This is a genomic window from Candidatus Pelagibacter sp. Uisw_101, from assembly GCF_047727615.1.
In the GTDB taxonomy this organism is placed as follows: Bacteria; Pseudomonadota; Alphaproteobacteria; order Pelagibacterales; family Pelagibacteraceae; genus Pelagibacter.
Genome location: NZ_CP159821.1, coordinates 302,758 through 321,194 on the forward strand (window position 1 = coordinate 302,758; position 18,437 = coordinate 321,194).

19 protein-coding genes are annotated in these 18,437 nt (G+C 27.6%); 9 read left to right on the forward strand and 10 right to left on the reverse strand.

All coding sequences use genetic code 11. The features are described 5' to 3' along the window. Positions 1–6: 6 nt before the first annotated feature. Genes ABXT48_RS01595 through ABXT48_RS01605 form a run of 3 tightly spaced genes read right to left on the reverse strand, consistent with a single transcriptional unit; the run spans position 7 to position 4,638 of the window. Entirely contained in the window at positions 7–2,451 is a 2,445-nt protein-coding gene (locus tag ABXT48_RS01595) for an LPS-assembly protein LptD (RefSeq protein ID WP_415303082.1), read from the reverse strand. Further along, the gene (locus ABXT48_RS01600; RefSeq protein WP_415286742.1) at positions 2,441–3,514 is read right to left on the reverse strand and encodes an LptF/LptG family permease; all 1,074 of its coding nucleotides are present in this window, start codon (positions 3,512–3,514) and stop codon (positions 2,441–2,443) included. The genes ABXT48_RS01595 and ABXT48_RS01600 overlap by 11 nt, the downstream gene beginning before the upstream one ends. Further along, complete coding sequence (locus ABXT48_RS01605; RefSeq protein WP_415286743.1) at positions 3,511–4,638, reverse strand: LptF/LptG family permease; 1,128 nt, start codon at positions 4,636–4,638, stop codon at positions 3,511–3,513. Before ABXT48_RS01605 ends, ABXT48_RS01600 begins: the two co-directional genes overlap by 4 nt. 61 nt (positions 4,639–4,699) lie before the next feature. On the opposite strand from ABXT48_RS01605, the gene ABXT48_RS01610 reads away from it, so the two are divergent. Together ABXT48_RS01610 and ndk are read left to right on the forward strand one after the other, a co-directional pair. Then, on the forward strand, positions 4,700–6,157 hold the full coding sequence (locus ABXT48_RS01610) for a leucyl aminopeptidase (RefSeq protein ID WP_415303083.1): 1,458 nt from the start codon (positions 4,700–4,702) through the stop codon (positions 6,155–6,157). Further along, positions 6,150–6,560 carry a nucleoside-diphosphate kinase gene (ndk, locus tag ABXT48_RS01615; protein ID WP_415286745.1) on the forward strand — a complete coding sequence of 137 codons (411 nt, stop codon included), beginning with the start codon at positions 6,150–6,152 and terminating at the stop codon, positions 6,558–6,560. The genes ABXT48_RS01610 and ndk overlap by 8 nt, the downstream gene beginning before the upstream one ends. On the opposite strand, the gene purN is transcribed toward ndk, so the two are convergent. Both purN and purM read right to left on the reverse strand, forming a co-directional pair. Beyond that, a complete protein-coding gene (purN, locus tag ABXT48_RS01620; protein WP_415286746.1) occupies positions 6,557–7,135 on the reverse strand; it encodes a phosphoribosylglycinamide formyltransferase in 579 nt (192 codons plus the stop codon). The genes ndk and purN overlap by 4 nt on opposite strands. Next, positions 7,113–8,141 (reverse strand): phosphoribosylformylglycinamidine cyclo-ligase, encoded by a 1,029-nt coding sequence (gene purM / locus ABXT48_RS01625; RefSeq protein ID WP_415286747.1) that lies wholly within the window; start codon positions 8,139–8,141, stop codon positions 7,113–7,115. Before purM ends, purN begins: the two co-directional genes overlap by 23 nt. A gap of 11 nt (positions 8,142–8,152) precedes the next feature. Between purM and ABXT48_RS01630 the strand changes: the two genes are divergently transcribed. From ABXT48_RS01630 to aspS, 3 genes are read left to right on the forward strand one after another with little or no spacing between them, the layout of a single operon-like run. Further along, positions 8,153–9,232, forward strand: a complete 1,080-nt coding sequence (locus ABXT48_RS01630) for a hypothetical protein (RefSeq protein ID WP_415286748.1) — start codon at positions 8,153–8,155, stop codon at positions 9,230–9,232. Then, positions 9,229–9,891 carry a DnaA ATPase domain-containing protein gene (locus ABXT48_RS01635; protein ID WP_415286749.1) on the forward strand — a complete coding sequence of 221 codons (663 nt, stop codon included), beginning with the start codon at positions 9,229–9,231 and terminating at the stop codon, positions 9,889–9,891. The genes ABXT48_RS01630 and ABXT48_RS01635 overlap by 4 nt, the downstream gene beginning before the upstream one ends. Further along, entirely contained in the window at positions 9,892–11,676 is a 1,785-nt protein-coding gene (gene aspS, locus ABXT48_RS01640; protein ID WP_415286750.1) for an aspartate--tRNA ligase, read from the forward strand. A 2-nt stretch (positions 11,677–11,678) separates the two neighbouring features. Here aspS and ABXT48_RS01645 read toward each other — a convergent pair whose 3' ends face one another. After that, positions 11,679–12,500 carry a ribonucleotide reductase gene (locus ABXT48_RS01645; protein ID WP_415286751.1) on the reverse strand — a complete coding sequence of 274 codons (822 nt, stop codon included), beginning with the start codon at positions 12,498–12,500 and terminating at the stop codon, positions 11,679–11,681. 115 nt (positions 12,501–12,615) lie between these two features. On the opposite strand from ABXT48_RS01645, the gene ABXT48_RS01650 reads away from it, so the two are divergent. Next, positions 12,616–12,975 carry an NADH-ubiquinone oxidoreductase subunit NDUFA12 family protein gene (locus tag ABXT48_RS01650; protein ID WP_415286752.1) on the forward strand — a complete coding sequence of 120 codons (360 nt, stop codon included), beginning with the start codon at positions 12,616–12,618 and terminating at the stop codon, positions 12,973–12,975. After that, positions 12,935–13,333 carry a DUF2155 domain-containing protein gene (locus tag ABXT48_RS01655; RefSeq protein ID WP_415286753.1) on the forward strand — a complete coding sequence of 133 codons (399 nt, stop codon included), beginning with the start codon at positions 12,935–12,937 and terminating at the stop codon, positions 13,331–13,333. The genes ABXT48_RS01650 and ABXT48_RS01655 overlap by 41 nt, the downstream gene beginning before the upstream one ends. On the opposite strand, the gene accC is transcribed toward ABXT48_RS01655, so the two are convergent. Genes accC through aroQ form a run of 3 tightly spaced genes read right to left on the reverse strand, consistent with a single transcriptional unit; the run spans position 13,330 to position 15,529 of the window. Continuing rightward, the gene (gene accC / locus ABXT48_RS01660; protein ID WP_415286754.1) at positions 13,330–14,667 is read right to left on the reverse strand and encodes an acetyl-CoA carboxylase biotin carboxylase subunit; all 1,338 of its coding nucleotides are present in this window, start codon (positions 14,665–14,667) and stop codon (positions 13,330–13,332) included. The genes ABXT48_RS01655 and accC overlap by 4 nt on opposite strands. Beyond that, positions 14,667–15,092, reverse strand: a complete 426-nt coding sequence (locus ABXT48_RS01665; protein WP_415286755.1) for an acetyl-CoA carboxylase biotin carboxyl carrier protein — start codon at positions 15,090–15,092, stop codon at positions 14,667–14,669. The genes accC and ABXT48_RS01665 overlap by 1 nt, the downstream gene beginning before the upstream one ends. Then, positions 15,089–15,529, reverse strand: coding sequence for a type II 3-dehydroquinate dehydratase (aroQ, locus tag ABXT48_RS01670; RefSeq protein ID WP_415286756.1), 441 nt, complete (start codon positions 15,527–15,529; stop codon positions 15,089–15,091). The genes ABXT48_RS01665 and aroQ overlap by 4 nt, the downstream gene beginning before the upstream one ends. 16 nt (positions 15,530–15,545) lie before the next feature. Here aroQ and thiS point away from each other — a divergent pair, with 16 nt between their 5' ends. Both thiS and ABXT48_RS01680 read left to right on the forward strand, forming a co-directional pair. Continuing rightward, the gene (gene thiS, locus ABXT48_RS01675) at positions 15,546–15,764 is read left to right on the forward strand and encodes a sulfur carrier protein ThiS (RefSeq protein WP_415286757.1); all 219 of its coding nucleotides are present in this window, start codon (positions 15,546–15,548) and stop codon (positions 15,762–15,764) included. Between the two features lie 2 nt (positions 15,765–15,766). Beyond that, positions 15,767–16,540 carry a thiazole synthase gene (locus ABXT48_RS01680; protein WP_415286758.1) on the forward strand — a complete coding sequence of 258 codons (774 nt, stop codon included), beginning with the start codon at positions 15,767–15,769 and terminating at the stop codon, positions 16,538–16,540. Here ABXT48_RS01680 and ABXT48_RS01685 read toward each other — a convergent pair. After that, on the reverse strand, positions 16,537–18,396 hold the full coding sequence (locus tag ABXT48_RS01685; RefSeq protein WP_415303085.1) for an Rne/Rng family ribonuclease: 1,860 nt from the start codon (positions 18,394–18,396) through the stop codon (positions 16,537–16,539). The two genes, ABXT48_RS01680 and ABXT48_RS01685, sit on opposite strands and share 4 nt — an antisense overlap. Between the last annotated feature and the right edge of the window lie 41 nt (positions 18,397–18,437).

The window sequence follows — 18,437 nt, forward strand, 5'->3', positions numbered from 1 at the left end:
ATAATCTTATCTTAAAGCCATTTTACTTGGTGAAAATGTTCCAAGTGGAACGATAGTTATAGAGAAAAATAATTCTTCAACTGGTTTAATATCAGCATCATTATAATAATTCTTCTTATATTTTATACCGGCAACCAAACAATCATTTTTATACTCATATACCAAATCATAGTATTCTGTTAAATCAAGCTTTCGATTTCTTCTTGTGTTGAACGATATAGAATTTTGAACATCAAAGTTATATTTTGTTGTATTTTGAATTATATTGGCACTACCAACAGCGCCTCTTTCCTCCAAATAATCAAATTGAGTATTAAAATTTCCAAATTTCATTGTGGTTATTAAAGAATTGTATTCAAAAGTATTCAAATCATCTGTTAAAGAAAAATTGTAGCCTAATGAAACATTTTTAGTAGGTTGAAAATTAAATTGTCCAAATATATTGGATTTTTTTTTATTCAAAGTGCTATTTGTAGGAATATTATTTTCTTCATCTAATCTGAAAACTGATGCAAGTTTAAAATCAATATATTCTTCAATCTTATCTATTTTATCATCAGTATTAACTTTTTCTTTTTTGAAGTTTAAGCCTAATGTAATAGATTCACCTGATTCAAATGAGTCACTTAAACTTAATCGATTTGAGGAAAAAATATTGCTAACATCAATTCTTCTAAATTCGTTACCATTATTTTTCATTTGATGGGGGCTAAACTTTAAAGATAGTTTTGGTTCCAAAGTATTGAATGTTGTAGAGTTTTTTTTAATTAGGGGCAATGAAGCATTGTATGTATATGCGCTCATAAGTTCTGATTGTGGACTATTTTTATATATAGAGTTATTTTTACCAACAGTATTGATATTTTTTAAAGCAATTTCAAAATTTGTTTTAATTCCATTATCAAAGAATTTGCCTAAAGCAGAGTAATTCAAATCATTTGAAAGTATAGATGTAAAAACATTTGTATCTCTTAATGTATTGTTTCCATACGAGTTATAATTAAAGGCTCCCTCAATATTTTTTAAATTAAAGTTTTTTGAAAAATTATAAGTTGGCAACATATATTGAAATCTATCACTATTGGAGCCACTTAAAGTTTCATACATTTCAAATGAGGTTGTTAGATCATAGTTTTCATGCTCTAGATCAAATTGAATTTTAGATTCAAGAACACTGTTGTCATCTGGTAGAAGAGGGGATTGTAAATCAAATAGCTTTAAGTAGTTATCATTTGATACTTTTTGATAGTTAATTTGAAGCATACTTTTTTGGAAGCTATCCAGCGACAAATCTACTAACGTATTAGTAAAAAGATGAGATCTTGTGCCTCCCTTGTCTTGAACGCTAGAGTCATGACCATTAACAATGCTAAAATCTGCTATTGTAAATGAATTCTTTGTTTTTTGTCTATACTCATTTTGTAATAAAAATTTATTATCTCCAAAAAGTCTTGGTTTTATTGTTAGGTCCTTATCCTCAGATATGGCTAAAAAATAGGGTATGTAAATTGAGCTACCAAGATTATTTGAGCTACCGAATTCAGGTTTTAAAAGGCCAGATTGTCTTTTTACTGATGGGTCTGGGTGAAAAAATTTAGGAAAGTAAATAACAGGAAAATCATATATTTCTAACCAGGCATTTTTATAAGCAATTTGTTTTTTAATTTTATCATGGTGAATCTCATCTGATGTAATTTTCCAGGGTGGACATTTATCTGTTTTTTTACATGATGTAAAAACACCTTTTTTAAAGTAGGTATTAATCTTGTCTCCATATCCTGAAACGGCACTTATTCTTGGATCATTCTCGTTATTTCCAAACAAATCTTTGTGGAATTTTGCAACAATGTCTTTTCCTAAAAATTTATTTTTTTTTAAATCAAAAAAACCAGTTTTAAAAAAAAATTCATCACTTTTATTTTTTTTATCACTTGTTATAGCAGTTATATTTTTACCCTTAAGAATTTCTTTGTCTATAGAATATTGAAATTGCTCAAGTTTATAAGTATTTGATCCACTGTCAGTAATAAGTGCACTTTTTTTAGATGATAAAATCATTTTATTTTTAAAAAGAGTTAAATCAAAACCTTCGATATCGTATTTATTTGAAATTTTAATTAATGTTTTACCTACTGTAAAAATTTTTTCTTCATTCTTAAGATAAAAAATTTGTTGAGCATTGATAGTTATATTGTTATTCAAGTCAAAAAGCTGAACATCACCATTTGCATCTAGTCTATTGATTTTTTTTAAATACTCAAAATTATCTGATATGAACTCTAGCTGACTATCAGTTCTAATTGTACCTCTATTATTGCCTTTATATATATTTCCATTTTCAGAAATTTCTAAATCGGAAATTTCAAAAATAAATTCTCCTCCATGAACCTGACTAAGGTTACATAGAGTAAATACTAACACAAGAAAGAAGGTTGCAAATTTACTTTTCATTTATCTTTATTATAGAGATGAAATTTATTATTGATAATATAATTAAAGGCAAAAAAATTGAAAGAGTTAAAGGAATTTTTTCATTTGTACCTAGGACACTTAAAAAATTATTTATATAGTAAATAATTACAGACAAAAAAATTCCCAATGTAATCTTAAAAAAAGTATTCTTTTGGTAGCCAATATTAAACATAATAATAGCAGAAAAAATTGTAATTAGAGTTAAGTAAAGTGGATAAGAGACAATTTTCAACAAGTGAGAATTTATATCAGTTACAGAATAATTTAAAGACATATAACTTTTTCTTAATGTAATTAAATCAATTATACTTAAAGAAGAAAGGTTTGAAAATAAGCTATTTATTTTTTGTAAGTCAAAATTTGATTGTAATATCAATTCATCCAAAGAACTTTGTGAGCTACCCTTCAGAATTATTGGGTTAAATATTTTCCATTTTTTTGATGTAATATCAACTTTTTCACTTTGTAATATTTCAACAACATCAAAATCCTTATTGAACCTTGTTATAGAAACATTAAGCAAAAATTCATTGTTGACTTTGCTGGCATTAATTATGTTTATGTTATCATTTATTTCATCTTTGATCCAAAGACCATTTTCAGTGATAACAGCTAAATATTTATTATCATCAGAATAATTATTTTTAATTAATAGATAGGAGTTCTTTAAAATAGAAGATCCGTTATAAAAAAAAATAACCAAAACAATGCCTAGAGTGAATGAGTATAAGCCTATAATTTTTATAATTTCTAAATTATTTAAACCGGTGTACTTAAAAACCTGCAGTTCATTTTTCTCAATAAGATGAATAAAAAATACCTGGGTACTCAACAAGAAAATAAAAGGAAGTATTTCAAATAAGACTGAAGGTGTATTTAATAAAGACAAAAAGAAAAGATAAAAAAAACTTAAATCTATATTTTTAAAAAACTCAACTTGTTCAAGGATATTTGAAATTAAAATGATAATAAAAAAAATAATAAAAATTTTTAATAATGAGACATTAAAAAGATTGATTAGAAATTTAATATAGGTTTTCATATTTTGTTAACTTTTAATTTCATCAAAAAATAAAGATAAATGAATAATGTAAAAAATATTGGTAAAATCGAAAAAAATAAATTTTGCATCATGTTTGTGCTTATGAATTTTGTGGACGATTCTAAAAAAACAATAAAAAGAAAAGCAAATAGATAAATCTTATACTTGTTAATATTAAATGTATGATCACTTTTAGATTTTAATATAAATAAAAGAGCAATTGATATTAAAAAAGTTGCATATAGTGGCTTTATCAATCTTGAATAAAGTTCTTTATAAATATTTTCTAGATTATTAGATATACAGTTATTGATCTTTAAAACGTTTTTATTTTTTATTAAATCTTTAAAAAATAACGAACATCTAATTAGATCTATTGTTGTTACTTCTTGTGTTTTTTGATGCATGATTGTGTTTGAGCTGAATTTTGAAATATTATAATCAGTTTTTGAGAATTCAAATTCTGAAATTTTCCCATTTATGACATTGATAGATTTGCCATCATATAATGTTAATATTTTTGTATTACTTTTTATGTTTATTGTTGCAGTTTTAGCAAAAGTAGTTAGTGAGTTATTAGCATCTGTTTTTTCATTTAAGAATATATTTATTAATTCACCATTTTTATTTTTTTTATCAAAGTAAATTGTCAAATTTCCAATAACATCTATAAACTTTTTAGGCTTGAGAATACTTTCAAAAAAATCTAAGTTAGATGATCTTATAAAGGATCTTGCTTTATCTTGAGTAAAAGGAGTTATTACTGCATTTAACAATAAACTAACAAGTACAAACCAAAGAGAAAATTTTATAAAAAAATTTATAAAATTAATTTTTTTAATTCCAAAATTCCAAAATATAACTAGCTCATTTTTATTTTCATATTTTAATAATATGTATGAAAAAGCCAAAAATATAGCAAAGGGAAAAATTCTACTAATTATTTTAGGAAAGCTAAGTAATGTATATTTAAAATATACAAGAAAACCATGACCGTCCTCTATAACAAAATCTAGATAATTAACTGCCTGTAATACCCAGATAATTATACTAATGGTGAATATAACTAGTAAGAAAAAATTTACACAATCTTTAGATATTTTTTTATAAACAATTTTTTTCATTGAAATATGGTAAATTAGCTCTTATATAGCATTCAACTCGCTTAGAGTGTATTTAAAATTTATGACTATTCAAATTAATTACAAAAATATAGGTTCAAAAAAAGATTTAACCAACCTTGTCTTATTTGTTGATGAAAACTTCAATATTAATAGTTTAAAAAAACATCTATCAAATTTAGAATTTTCTTACATATCTGATTTGTTAAAAAATAGTGATTTGAAAAAAGACTTACTTTATTTTGAAGTTAATTCAAAAAAAACAGTATTTTTAGTATCTATTAAGAAAGATATAAAAATATCAGATATAGAAAATTTGGGTGCTAAATTTCATAGTTATATTAATTATGATAAGAAAAAAGAATATTTTTTAAATTCAGATACAATTAATAATAAGATTAAAAATTTTGTTGGTTACTTTATGCATGGACTTAAATTAAAATCATATGAATTTAATATTTATAAATCCAAAAAAAACAAAAAGACTGTTTTCGTAAATGTTATAGGAAATAAAAATAAAATATCCACTCAAGATCATTTAAGATTTAAAGCCCTAGAAGAAGGAAGTTTTTTTGCAAGAGACCTTGTGTCTGAACCGGGAAATGTCTTGCACCCCGATGAATATGCAAAAAGAATAAATACACTTAAAAAATTTGGATTAAAAATAAATATATACGATGAAAAAAAATTAAAAAAACTTGGAATGAACGCCTTACTTGGTGTGGGACAAGGAAGTATTAGAGGATCATACCTTGTAACAATGGAATGGAATGGAGCAAAAAATAGTTCTACTCCTTTAGCTTTTGTTGGAAAAGGAGTTTGTTTTGACACTGGTGGTTACTCTTTAAAACCAGCAAAATTTATGGAAGATATGACTTATGATATGGCAGGCTCAGCTACTGTGGTGGGTTTAATGAAAAATTTAGCCATAAGAAAAGCAAAAATTAATGCTGTTGGTGTTGTAGGGCTTGTTGAGAATATGGTTAGTGGAAATGCTCAAAGACCTGGCGACATAGTAAAATCTTACAGTGGTAAAACAATAGAAGTATTAAATACAGATGCCGAAGGTAGATTGGTTTTGGCTGATGCTTTAACTTTTACTGAGAAAAAATTTAAACCTAAGTTTATGATTGATTTAGCAACTTTAACTGGTGCTATTATAGTTTCGTTGGGCTCTGAATATGCAGGCCTATTTTCAAACGATGATAAATTATCAAAACAGTTATTAGAAGCAGGTGACAAGGTGGAAGAAAAATTGTGGAGAATGCCATTGCATAAAAACTTTGACAAACTTATAGATTCAAAAAATGCAGATATGCAAAACATTAATTATGTAGGTGGTGCAGGATCTACAACTGCAGCACAGTTTTTACAAAGATTTATTTTAAATAAAACACCTTGGGCCCACTTAGATATAGCTGGTATGGCATTTTCAAAATATGGTGGTGCTTTAAATTCAGGTGGAGCAACTAGCTATGGAGTAAGATTATTAAACCAACTAATAGAGGATAATTATGAGTAATACAGAGCAAACACTATCAATCATTAAACCTGATGCGGTCGAAAGAAATTTAGATAATGAAATCAAAGATATGTTTACAAATAAAGGGTTCAAAATTATTAAAGATAAAAAAATTCAGATAGCAAAAACTGAAGCAGAGCAATTTTATAAAGTTCATGAAACAAAACCTTTTTATAATGATTTATGTGCCTATTTGTCTTCAGGGCCAATAGTTGTGATGGTGCTTGAGAAAGAAGGTGCAGTTTTGGGAAATAGAGAGTTAATGGGTGCGACCAAACCAGAGGATGCTGCAGAGGGAACTATTAGAAAAAAATATGGAATTTCTATTGATAAAAATTCTGTACATGGTTCTGATAGCGTTGAAAACGCTAAAATTGAGATTGATTTTTTCTTTAAAGATTAGTTAAATATTTTTTTTATAGCCGCTGGGTAGAGCTTATGCTCTTGTCTTAGAACCTTTTTACTCAAAGATGTAGAGGTATCTTTTTTTGAAATTTTAACTTTCTTTTGTAGAATTATTTTTCCTGAATCAAGTTTTGCTGTTACGAAATGAACAGTACAACCAGCTACCTTATCTTTATTTTGTATTGCTTTAATGTGAGTATCAAGTCCCTTGTATTTTGGCAGTAAAGAAGGATGTATATTAACTATTTTTCCACTAAAATTTTTAATAAAACTTTTAGATAAAATCTTCATAAAGCCAGCAAGGCAAATAAATTTTATATTTTCTTTGTTTAATAAATACAATATTTTTGCTTCAGCCGTTTTATAGTTTTTAAAGCTTGATACATATTTTTTGATGTTAAATTGATTTGAAAATTTTAAGCCTTTGGCTTTCGAAGTATTCGAAAAAATTAAATCTATGGATATAGGTGAATTTTTTATTTTAGAAAATTTTATTAAATTTTTTAAATTACTTCCAGTTCCAGATATAAAAACTGCTGTTTTAATCTTTTTAAGACCAGTCAATTTTACCATTAAGTTTAACTTTATTTTTTCCTGTAGTTATTTTTCCAATAACATAGGGTGTAAATTCTTTTGTAAAAAATTTAGTAATTTTATTTAAGTTTTTAGGGTTAACTATTAAACAAAAACCAACTCCACAATTGAATGTTTTTAACATTTCTTTGTCATCTATGTTATTTTGTTTCAACCATTTGAAAATTTTTTTTGTTTTAACTTTATTTAGATCTATATCAGCGACTAATTTATCTGGAATAACTCTCTTAATATTATCTGCTAATCCACCACCTGTAATATTTGCGCACCCATTTAAAAGATTGTTATCAATTAAATTTAAAACTTCTTGCACATAAATTTTTGTAGGTCTTAGTAATTCTTTTTTTAAAAATGAATTATTTTTTAAATTAATCTTTTTGTTTTTAAGAACATGCCTGACCAATGAGTAACCATTTGAGTGAACACCACTAGATGGTATAGCCAACACTAAGTCATTTTTCTCTATATTTTTCTTGGCTAATATTTTTTTTTCATCAACCAAACCTACTGCAAAACCCGCTATATCAAATTTACCTTTTTCATAGGTACCTGGCATTTCTGCTGTTTCTCCACCAACTAATTCACAGTTGGAGATTTTACAACCTTTTACTATTCCTTTGAGGATTGATTTTAATTTATTTAAATCAATTTTATTAATAGAAATATAATCTAAAAATAAAAGTGGTCTTGCACCCTGAACAATGAGATCGTTTACGCTCATAGCAACTAAATCAATTCCAATAGTGTTATATTTGTTAAGTAAATTAGCTATCTCTACCTTTGTACCAACACCATCAGTACAAGCTACAATTTTAGGATTTTTAAGATTTTTTGGGATATTAGTTATAGAGCCGAAGCCACCAATATTATTAAACTTTTTTTTGCCTTTATTATTTGATGATATTGACGATATAAATTTAACAAAATTATCAGCAGCATTTATGTTTACACCACTTTTTTCATAGGTAAATTTTTTTTTTTTCATTAGTATAATATATGCAAATAATTAATAAATTTTATAAATTACTGAATGTATATATTTATTTTATTTTATTCTCTCTATTAATAGTATTTTTTTCCACAACTTATTCGAATGCAAATGCATTTAAGGTATCTGACATCGAAATATCTTCTCCATTTGAACTAAATTTTGAAAAAAATAGTGTAATTGATAAAGGATTTCAAACTTCCTTTTCTGATCTGATTTCAATGATTACAACCTCTGGTGATAAAAAAAAGATTAAAAATGTTTCAATTAAAGAACTTAAGGGCATGATCGATTCTTTTACTATTAGTGATGAAAAATTTATAAATAATGAGTATTTTGCAAATTTAGAAACAACATTTAATAAAAAAAAAATTCTTAAATTTTTAGAAAATAAAAATATTTTTCCATCAATACCACAAAGAAATAGGGTTTTATTATTTCCTATCCTTGTAGAAACTAAAGATAATAATATTTATCTTTTTAATAATAATATTTTTTACGATAAATGGAATGAACAAAAAAACTCTTATGATTTATTAGATTATTTATTACCAAGTGAAGATATCGAAGACTTGATAGAATTACAAAGAACATCTAAAAACATTGAAACTCACGATTTTTCAAATTTAATTAAAAAATATGATATTAAAGATAGTATAATTTTAATAATATACAAAGAAAGTAATAGCATAAGAACACTTTCAAAAATTAATTTAAATAATACTTTGAAAATCCAAAACAAGAACTATCCAAAAATAGACATTGTAAATGAGGAGGGCTTTTTTAATATTGTTAAAAACTTAAAGCAACTTTATGAAGATCAATGGAAAAAAAATAATGAAATCAACACATCAATAAAACTTCCTATAACAATATCCATTAATTCAAAAAAAACTAAAAAAATTATAGAGTTAGAACGGGTGCTTGGCAATATAGATTTAGTGTCTAACTTTAGTATCTTGAATTTTAATAGCAAGAGTATTCAGTATAAAATTACTTATAATGGCACGCCTAATATATTTTTAAATGACATGAGAGAAAAGAACCTTGAATTAGAAATGAAAAATAATATGTGGACATTAAAATGAAAAGTTTAAATCAGCTATTATTAGATTTTGATTATGAGCAAAATTTTAAAGATGATGATTTTTATGTTGGAAAGGGTAATTTTTATGCTTTTGAAATGATTAACAAATGGCCAAAATGGGAAAAAAACTTTTTAAACATTAATGGTGAAAAATTTTCAGGAAAAACCCATTTAGTAAATATTTTTTTGAAAAAGTTTAACGGCATTAGGATTGATGTTAATTCATTAAATGACGAAAACCTTAAATCTATTAAATCTCACCAAAATATAGTTTTAGAGGATTTAAATCTAAATATAAATGAGAAGCTGATTTATTCACTCTTTAATATAATAGATCAAGATAACAAGTTTTTGATAATCACATCAACCAAGCCAATTTCTGAGATCAACTTTCAACTAGATGATCTTCGATCTAGAACTAAGAACTGTCTTTTTGCAAACATTCAAAACCCTGATGATGAGCTAATGTTTGCACTGATATTAAAAAATTTATCAGATAGACAAATTACTTTAGATAAAAAGCTGATTGACTTTATTATTAAAAGAATTGAGAGATCGTATGGCAAAATATTTGAATTCATATATAAAATTGACAAGATTAGTTTAAAAAAAAAGAAATCAATCGACTTTAAAATTATTAATGAAGCTCTTGAGGAATAAGTGAACAAATACAGAACACATACATGTAGTGAGTTAACAATAGATAGTAGTGGTAAAGATGTTGTTTTGTCAGGTTGGATAAACAAAAAAAGAGATCATGGAAATTTATTGTTCATAGATTTAAGGGATAATTACGGGATGACTCAGTGCATCATAGACAAGAGTAACGAGAATTTTAAATCATTAGAAAAAATACAATTAGAAAGCGTAATTAAAATAAATGGTAACGTTGTTGAGAGAACAAAAGAGACCATTAACACTGATCTACAAACTGGTGAAATAGAAGTTAATATAAACTCATTTGAAGTGCTTGGTACTTGCAAAGAGTTACCAATGCCAGTTTTTAGTGATCAAGTGTATGCTGAGGAAATTAGACTCAAATACAGATTCTTAGATTTAAGAAGAAAAAAGATTCATGATAATATTATCTTAAGGTCAAAAGTTATTTCTTTTATTAGAAGTGAGATGTCTAAACTTGGTTTCTTGGAGTTTCAAACACCAATATTAACATCTTCCAGCCCTGAGGGTGCAAGGGATTTTTTAGTACCGAGCAGACTAAATCCTGGAAAGTTTTATGCGCTACCACAAGCTCCACAACAATTTAAACAACTTATAATGGTTTCTGGTTTTGATAAATATTTTCAAATAGCTCCATGCTTTAGAGATGAAGATGCAAGAGCAGATAGAAGTCCAGGAGAATTTTATCAGCTTGATTTAGAAATGTCTTTTGTTGAACAAGAAGATGTTTTCCAAGTTGTTGAAAAATTAATAGTCAATGTTTTTAAGAATTTTTCTTCAAAAAAATTAATGTATGAAAAGTTTCCAAGAATACCTTATGAGGAATCTATGCTTAAGTATGGATCAGATAAGCCAGATTTAAGAAACCCATTAATAATTTCAGATTTATCAAACATTTTTACTCGTGATGATGTTACGTTTGAGATATTTAAAAAGCTTGTAAAATCTGGCTCTAAAGTGAGATGTATAGTTACAAAAAATACAAAAGATAAACCTAGAAGTTTTTTTGATAATATTGATAAGTGGGCAAAAGAACAGGGGGCATCTGGTCTTGCTTATTTCACAATTGAAAAAGAAGAAAATATTTCAGCAAAAGGACCAGTAGGAAAATTTTTTTCTAAAGAAGCCCTAGAAGAAATCATGAAAATTACAGAAGCTAAAGTTGGAGATAGTATATTTTTTGCTTGTGGCAAAATAAATGATGTTGAAAAAATAACCTCTCTAGCTAGAGACAAAATTGCTAAGGATTTAGAATTAATTGATGATAATACTTTTGCGTTTTGTTGGATTGTTGATTATCCAATGTTTGAAAAAAACGAAATAACTAATAAAATTGAATTTAGTCATAATCCATTTTCAATGCCTCAAGGTGATATCAAGGATATTGATTTTGATAATCCACTTAATATTAAAGCTTACCAATACGATATTGTTTGTAATGGGATAGAACTATCTTCTGGCGCAATTAGAAATCACGTACCTGAATTGATGTATAAGCTATTCTTGATTGCTGGATATGAAAAAGAACAAGTTGATGAAAAATTTAGTGGAATGATCAATGCTTTAAGTTATGGAGCTCCACCTCATGGTGGTATAGCGCCTGGTATCGATAGAATCGTAATGCTATTAGCAAATGAAAAGAATATTAGAGAAGTTACAATGTTCCCAATGAATCAAAATGCTCAAGACTTAATGATGAATGCTCCATCAAATGTTAACGAAGAACAGCTTAAAGAGCTTGGATTAGCTTTAAAGCTGAAAAAATAATATTACTTTTTACCTTTTAAGCTTATCTTAACGTCAGATAAATCAACAAGATTTTTTTTGTAATTATTTCTAACAAAGCCTTTGCTAGTAACATCTTTTATAATCTTAAGTAATTGATTTTGATCCTCAGTATTTTCTTCTTCAGGTAAAGATCTATCTGATCCACCAATCGATGGAGTGTGTGCTAGATCTTCTCTATTTTGGTATGAAATAGCAAGTTCTCTAAAAATATAATCAAGTATTGATGAGGCACTCATTATTCTGTCATTACCATGAACTTTTCCAGACGGTTCAAATTTAGTATCAACATAAGCGCTAATAAACTCATCTAAAGGAACACCATATTGAAGTCCAAGTGATATTGCTATTGCAAAATTATTCATCAAAGCTTTTACCAGTTCACCTTCTTTACTTGTGTCTATGAAAATTTCACCAATTTTACCATCTTCATATTCTCCGGTGTGGAGATAAACTTTATGGTCACCAATTGTCGCTTTTTGGATATAACCTTTTCTTCTATCGGGCATACTAAATCTTTTACCCACACCTTCGTTAATTTGTTTAACAAAAGTGGTATTATTTTCTTTCGAAACAATTTTTGGTTGGCTTTGTTCAGTAATAATATCTAATTTTTTAGGCTCAATTACTTTATTATTTGGATCTAAACTTTTTGTTTTTCTTGTATCAAGCTTAACATCTAAAACTTCAAATTTCCCATCATCGCGCTTTTCAAGGTTTGCTAATTCTGTTTCATTAATATCATCTAAATAATGATTAACTTTAAAGCTACAAGTATAATAAGTTTCTACTAAATATTTTGCCATTTTTCCTTTAATTAATTTTTTATTTTGAATCGTAAGATAATTAATTTATATACAAATCCCTACTTTAGTCTAATTTAAATAATACAATTTAAGATTGAAGAATTAATTAAATAATATGTTGACATTTTTTAAAAAAATTTTCATTTGGTGGAACCAAGAAACATTGGGCACAAAATTAAAAACTATTTTTTATGGAAAACTTGCTGGAAAAGATTCTAGTGGCAATAAATATTACGAAAGTAAATCTGGAAAAAGATGGGTAATTTATAATGATGAAATTGATGCTTCAAAAATACCTACTGAATGGTATTCTTGGATGCACTTCACTAATAATAGAATTGAAAACAATCACGAATTGAATAAGTATGATTGGCAAAAACCACATCAATCCAATCAAACAGGCACTGAAAATGCCTATCATCCAAATAAAAATAATGATCCAATCAAAAAAAAATATACAATCTGGAAAAGTTAATTTTTTATTTTTTTTAATTTATTTTTTTTTAATAAGCCAGTCGCTACCCTTAATTGCTAATGAGGGAAGTTTTGTTGAAATTAAGGTTTTGGATAAGGTGAGCTCAAAGACTGACCTTTTGAAATTAGAGATAGGTAAAGAACTTAAATTTAAAGGTTTATTAATAAAAAGCCTCAAATGTAAAAACTCAGAATTTGACGACAACCCAGAAATAACCGCTTATATTCAAGTTAAAGATATGACGAATAAAGATAATAATGAAGTTTTTATTTTTAATGGATGGACCTTTTCATCCAGTCCTGCTGTAAACCCTTTTGATCACGCAGTATATGACATTTGGTTAACAAGATGTTACTAGATTACTTTTTCATTATCTAGCCAGCCAACATTAAAGTCTGACTCAATGAATTTTTTATGGTTTAGTAGAATTTTATGAAGAGGTATCGTTGTAGTTATTCCTTCAATAACAAATTCATCTAAAGATCGATTCATTCTTTGTATTGCTTCAGTTCTATTTCTTCCCTGAGTTATTACTTTACAGATCATACTATCGTAATATGGGGTAACTTTATAACCTTGAAAAATTGCACCATCAACTCTAGTTCTAAAACCAGATGGTTGGTGACACATACCTATCGTTCCAGGGGATGGTTGAAAGTTTTTACTAGCATCTTCTGCATTAATTCTACATTCTATTGCATGTCCTCTAGGATTAATGTCACTTTGCTTTAAGGCTGTTTCACCAGTATATGCTATCCAAATTTGCTCTTTAATAATATCAATTCCGGTTACCATTTCAGTTACTGGGTGCTCTACTTGAACACGAGTATTCATTTCAAGAAAATAAAATTTACCATCTTCATATATAAACTCTACAGTTCCAGCACCTTCATAGCCAATTTTGCTAACCATGTTTACTGTTCTTTCAAAAAGATCTTTTCTGATTTCATCAGTTAAGACTGGGCTAGGAGTTTCTTCTATTAATTTTTGATGCCTTCTTTGAACTGAGCAATCTCTTTCATGAAGATGAACAGTTCTATTTTTACCCGACAAAACTTGCACTTCAATATGTCTGGGGTTCTGAAAAAATTTTTCAATATAAACTTCATCATTTCCAAAGTATTTTTGAGCTTCAGATTTAGCTGTTGAAAAAGATGTTTCAAACTCCTCTTCCTTATTAACAATCTTCATTCCTTTTCCACCCCCACCTCCAGAAGCTTTAATTAAAACAGGAAAACCAATCTTTTTGCATAACTCTTTTGCTTGTTTTATATCAGTTACACCACCCTCAGAACCTTCAATTACTGGAAGCCCATGTTGTTTTGCAACTCTTTTTGCTTGGATTTTATCTCCCATCATTTCTATGAGTTTTGAAGAAGCACCAATGAATTTAATATTGTTTTCTTCTAGGACTTTAGCAAAAGTTGCATTCTCAGATAAAAAACCGTAACCAGGATGAACAGCCTCTGCTTTTGTCAGTTCTATTGCTGACATCAAAGCTGGAATATTTAAATAACTATTTGCTGGTTGGTGCGAACCAATGCAAACACTTTCATCGGCTAGTCTAACGTGCATACTATCTCTATCTACATCTGAATGAACAGCAACAGTTGCTATTCCCCATTCTTTGCACGCCCTTATAACTCTGACTGCAATTTCCCCACGGTTTGCAATTAGAATTTTTTTAAACATTACTCAACGATGATAATAGTTTGGCCATATTCAACAGGTTGACCATCTTCGACACAGATTTCTTTTATAATTCCATCTGCTGTTGATGGAACATGATTCATAGTTTTCATAGCTTCAACTATCATAACCGTTTCACCTTTTTTTATTTTTTTACCAACTTCGGCAAATTTTTTAGCTCCGGGTTCTGCTGCAAGATAAGCAGTACCAATAATAGGAGACTTAACTTCAGTCCCAGATATAATAGTAGGTTTAACGGCATCAAGGAGTGGTGTTGAGGCAGCAACGCTTACAGCTTGATTTGAGCTGTTTGGGTTTGATTTTGATACTTTGATTTTAGTATCTTTGTCTGTGTATTCAATCTCAGTTAAATTGAACTCATCTAAGTAGTCAGTTAATTCTTTGATAATATTTTTATCTATTTTCATTTCTGTAGCATGTTTTGCATTGCAATTATGGCTAAAATATAACCATTATCACCTAAACCAAAAATTCCACCTGTAGCAATATCACTGATTAAAGATTTGTGTCTAAATTCCTCTCTTTTATATATATTCGATATGTGAAGTTCAATAATTGGTTTTTTATAAATATCTAAAGCATCCCTGATAGCAACGGATGTGTGAGTAAAACCAGCAGCATTAATAATTATACCATCAAACTTATTTTTAGCTTCTTGTATGGTTGTAACTATTTCACCCTCTATATTTGACTGAGAAAACTCTAAATTAATATTTAAATCTTTAGCTTTATTTAAACAGTTTTCTTTTAATTTTTCGAAAGTTATTGATCCATATTGTGATTGTTCTCTTTCACCTAATAGATTAAGATTAGGACCATTAATAATTATAATATTATTATTCATCAGACTCTTATACATTATGAAAAAAATAAAAAAAATAAAAATTAAGATAAATGGTAAATTTTCAACAATAAATGAAAATTTAAGCCTCTCAATTTTTTTAAAAGAACTAAAAATTCCTCTTAAAAAAGTAGCAATTGAATTAAATCAAGAAATAATAGATAAAAATAATTTAAAAATAATAAAACTAAAAAATAATGACAAAATAGAAATTGTTCATTTTATTGGAGGTGGGTAAAATTGATTAACGATAAATTAATAGTTGATAAAAAAAAATTTAATTCCAGATTAATAGTTGGAACTGGAAAATATAAAAACATGGCAGAATGTGCAAAAGCTATTAAATTATCTGGAGCGGAAATTGTCACTGTTGCAGTGAGAAGGGTAAATATTTCTGATAAAAAAAAACCTTTATTGATGGACTATATAGATCCAAAAAAAATTACCTATTTACCAAATACTGCTGGCTGTTTTAATTCTGAAGAAGCTCTTAGAACTTTGCGTTTAGCAAGAGAAATTGGTGGATGGAAACTGGTAAAACTTGAGGTCCTAGGAGATAAAAAAAATCTATTTCCAGATATGATTGAAACATTGAAATCTACAGAGGTTTTAACGAAAGAAGGATTTAGAGTAATGGTTTACTGCAATGATGATCCTTTGATTGCTAAAAGATTAGAAAATGTTGGAGCTTGTGCAATTATGCCTCTAGCAGCACCTATAGGCTCTGGACTTGGAATTCAAAATACAACAAATATAAAAATTATAAGAAGCCAAACAAAGCTCCCTTTGATAATCGATGCTGGGTTAGGACAAGCATCTGATGCAGCTATTGCTATGGAATTAGGCTGTGATGGAGTATTGGCTAATACTGCAATCGCTAAAGCTAAAAAACCATTTCAAATGGCTTTAGCATTTAAAAATGGAGTAATTGCAGGAAGACAATCTTATTTAGCTGGTCGTATAGAAAAATCTATATACGGAAGTGCATCTTCTCCAAAGACTGGAATTATTTAAGCCGCTGGTTTTTTGAAAAATTTCTTTTTAAAAAAAGGTTTTTTTTTATAAGGCTTTTTTTTTATTGGAATTTCAAAAGATTTAAACTCTTTTTTTTGCTCTTCTAGATTTTTTAACTTTTCTATATGCTGAACTGTCTCTATAGTTTTTTTAGTTCTGTTTTGAAGGTCAATTATATATTCAGGAATAATAAGGGTATTATCTGCAATTATATCTATCTTGATTAAGTTTTTTTCCTCAAAATACTTTAAATCTTCAATGAAATTTTCTTTCATAAAGTCTGATATCTTTTCACAAATCTTAAGTTCTACAAACTTTGCTTTTGTTAAAACAGCTTTAACCTCAACCAATTTAAGAATTTTCATGGCAAAAGACTCATCGGTAAGAGTAACTTTCCATTTTACAGCACTTTCTCTTAATCTTTGTCTGGACATCTCCAAAAGTCCAAATGTGCTAATTCTTCCTATTTGAATTCTTGCCCTATCAGTTCTGCATTGCTCTTTAAGTTTTCTCTCAACCAATCTTCTATTACCAAAACTTAACATATCAATAAAATCAATAATAATTAGACCAGACAAGTCTCTTATTTTTATTTGTCGAGATATCTCTTCTGCTGCCTCAAGATTAGTGTCTAAAGCGGTGCTCTCAACATTTTTTTGTTTAATAGAGCTACCTGAGTTTATATCAATTGAAACTAATGCTTCAGTTGGATTTATAACTAGGTAACCACCTGATTTTAGTTTTATTTCTGAATCATAAATTTGATTTAATTTTTCTTCAATGTTCTCTTTGAAAAATAAAGGAACTTTTTCTCTATATTTTTTTATTTTTTTTACATGAGAGGGCATCATTAACTTCATAAAGTTTTGTGCTTTTTTGTAACCTTCATTACCTTCAATGATGATACTGTTTGTGTCTTCATCATACATATCTCTCAAAGTTCTTTTTATAATGTCACTTTCTTGATGGATTAATGATGGAGCTATAGAGTTTAATGCATTATCTTTAATTTCATTCCAGGTTTTAATCAAAGTTTGAAGATCATGATCTATATCATTTTTTGTTTTGTTTGACCCTGCAGTTCTTACAATAAGTCCCATTTCTTTTGGAATGGTTATATCGTTTAAGATAGTTCTAATTTTTTTTCTTTCACCTGGGTTAAAAATTTTACGAGATATGCCGCCACCTTTCGGTGTATTTGGCATTAGGACAATATATTTACCCGCTATAGAAATAAAAGTACTTAGTGCTGCACCTTTTTGCCCTCTTTCATCTTTTAATACTTGTATTAAAATTACCTGATTAGGTTTTATAACCTCTTGAATCTTATATCTTTTAGATCTAAATCTTACTTCAGATCTTTTACCAAATGATACAGGTGAAGATTGTTCTTTGTTTTCATCAACTTGAGCACCGTCTGTAACTAGAGCATCACTCTCTCCTGTTATCTGATTATCATTCTCTAATTCAGATTCAGGTTTTACTTCAACTGGATCGTTAATATCAAGATTGCCTTCGTTAATATTTTTTTGTTCTTCCAGTTCACTTTCTCTTAGAAGTTCTTCTCTGGCTCTTTCTTCTTCTTCCTTTATTTTTGCTAAATCACTCTGAGGTATTTGATAATAGTCTGATTGAATATCATTAAAAGATAAGAAGCCATGTCTATCTCTACCAAAATCAATAAATGCAGCCTGTAAAGATGGCTCTACACGGCTTACTTTACCAAGGTATATATTATTTTTGATTAAATTGTTTTTTAAGCCTTCGTACTCGTAGTCTTCAATGCTTTCACCTGACTTAAGTACAACCCTTGTTTCATTTGGATGCGAAGCATCAATGTATAAATTTTTTTCCATATATTTTTGATTAATTGTTTCATTTTATATTTAAATAATTT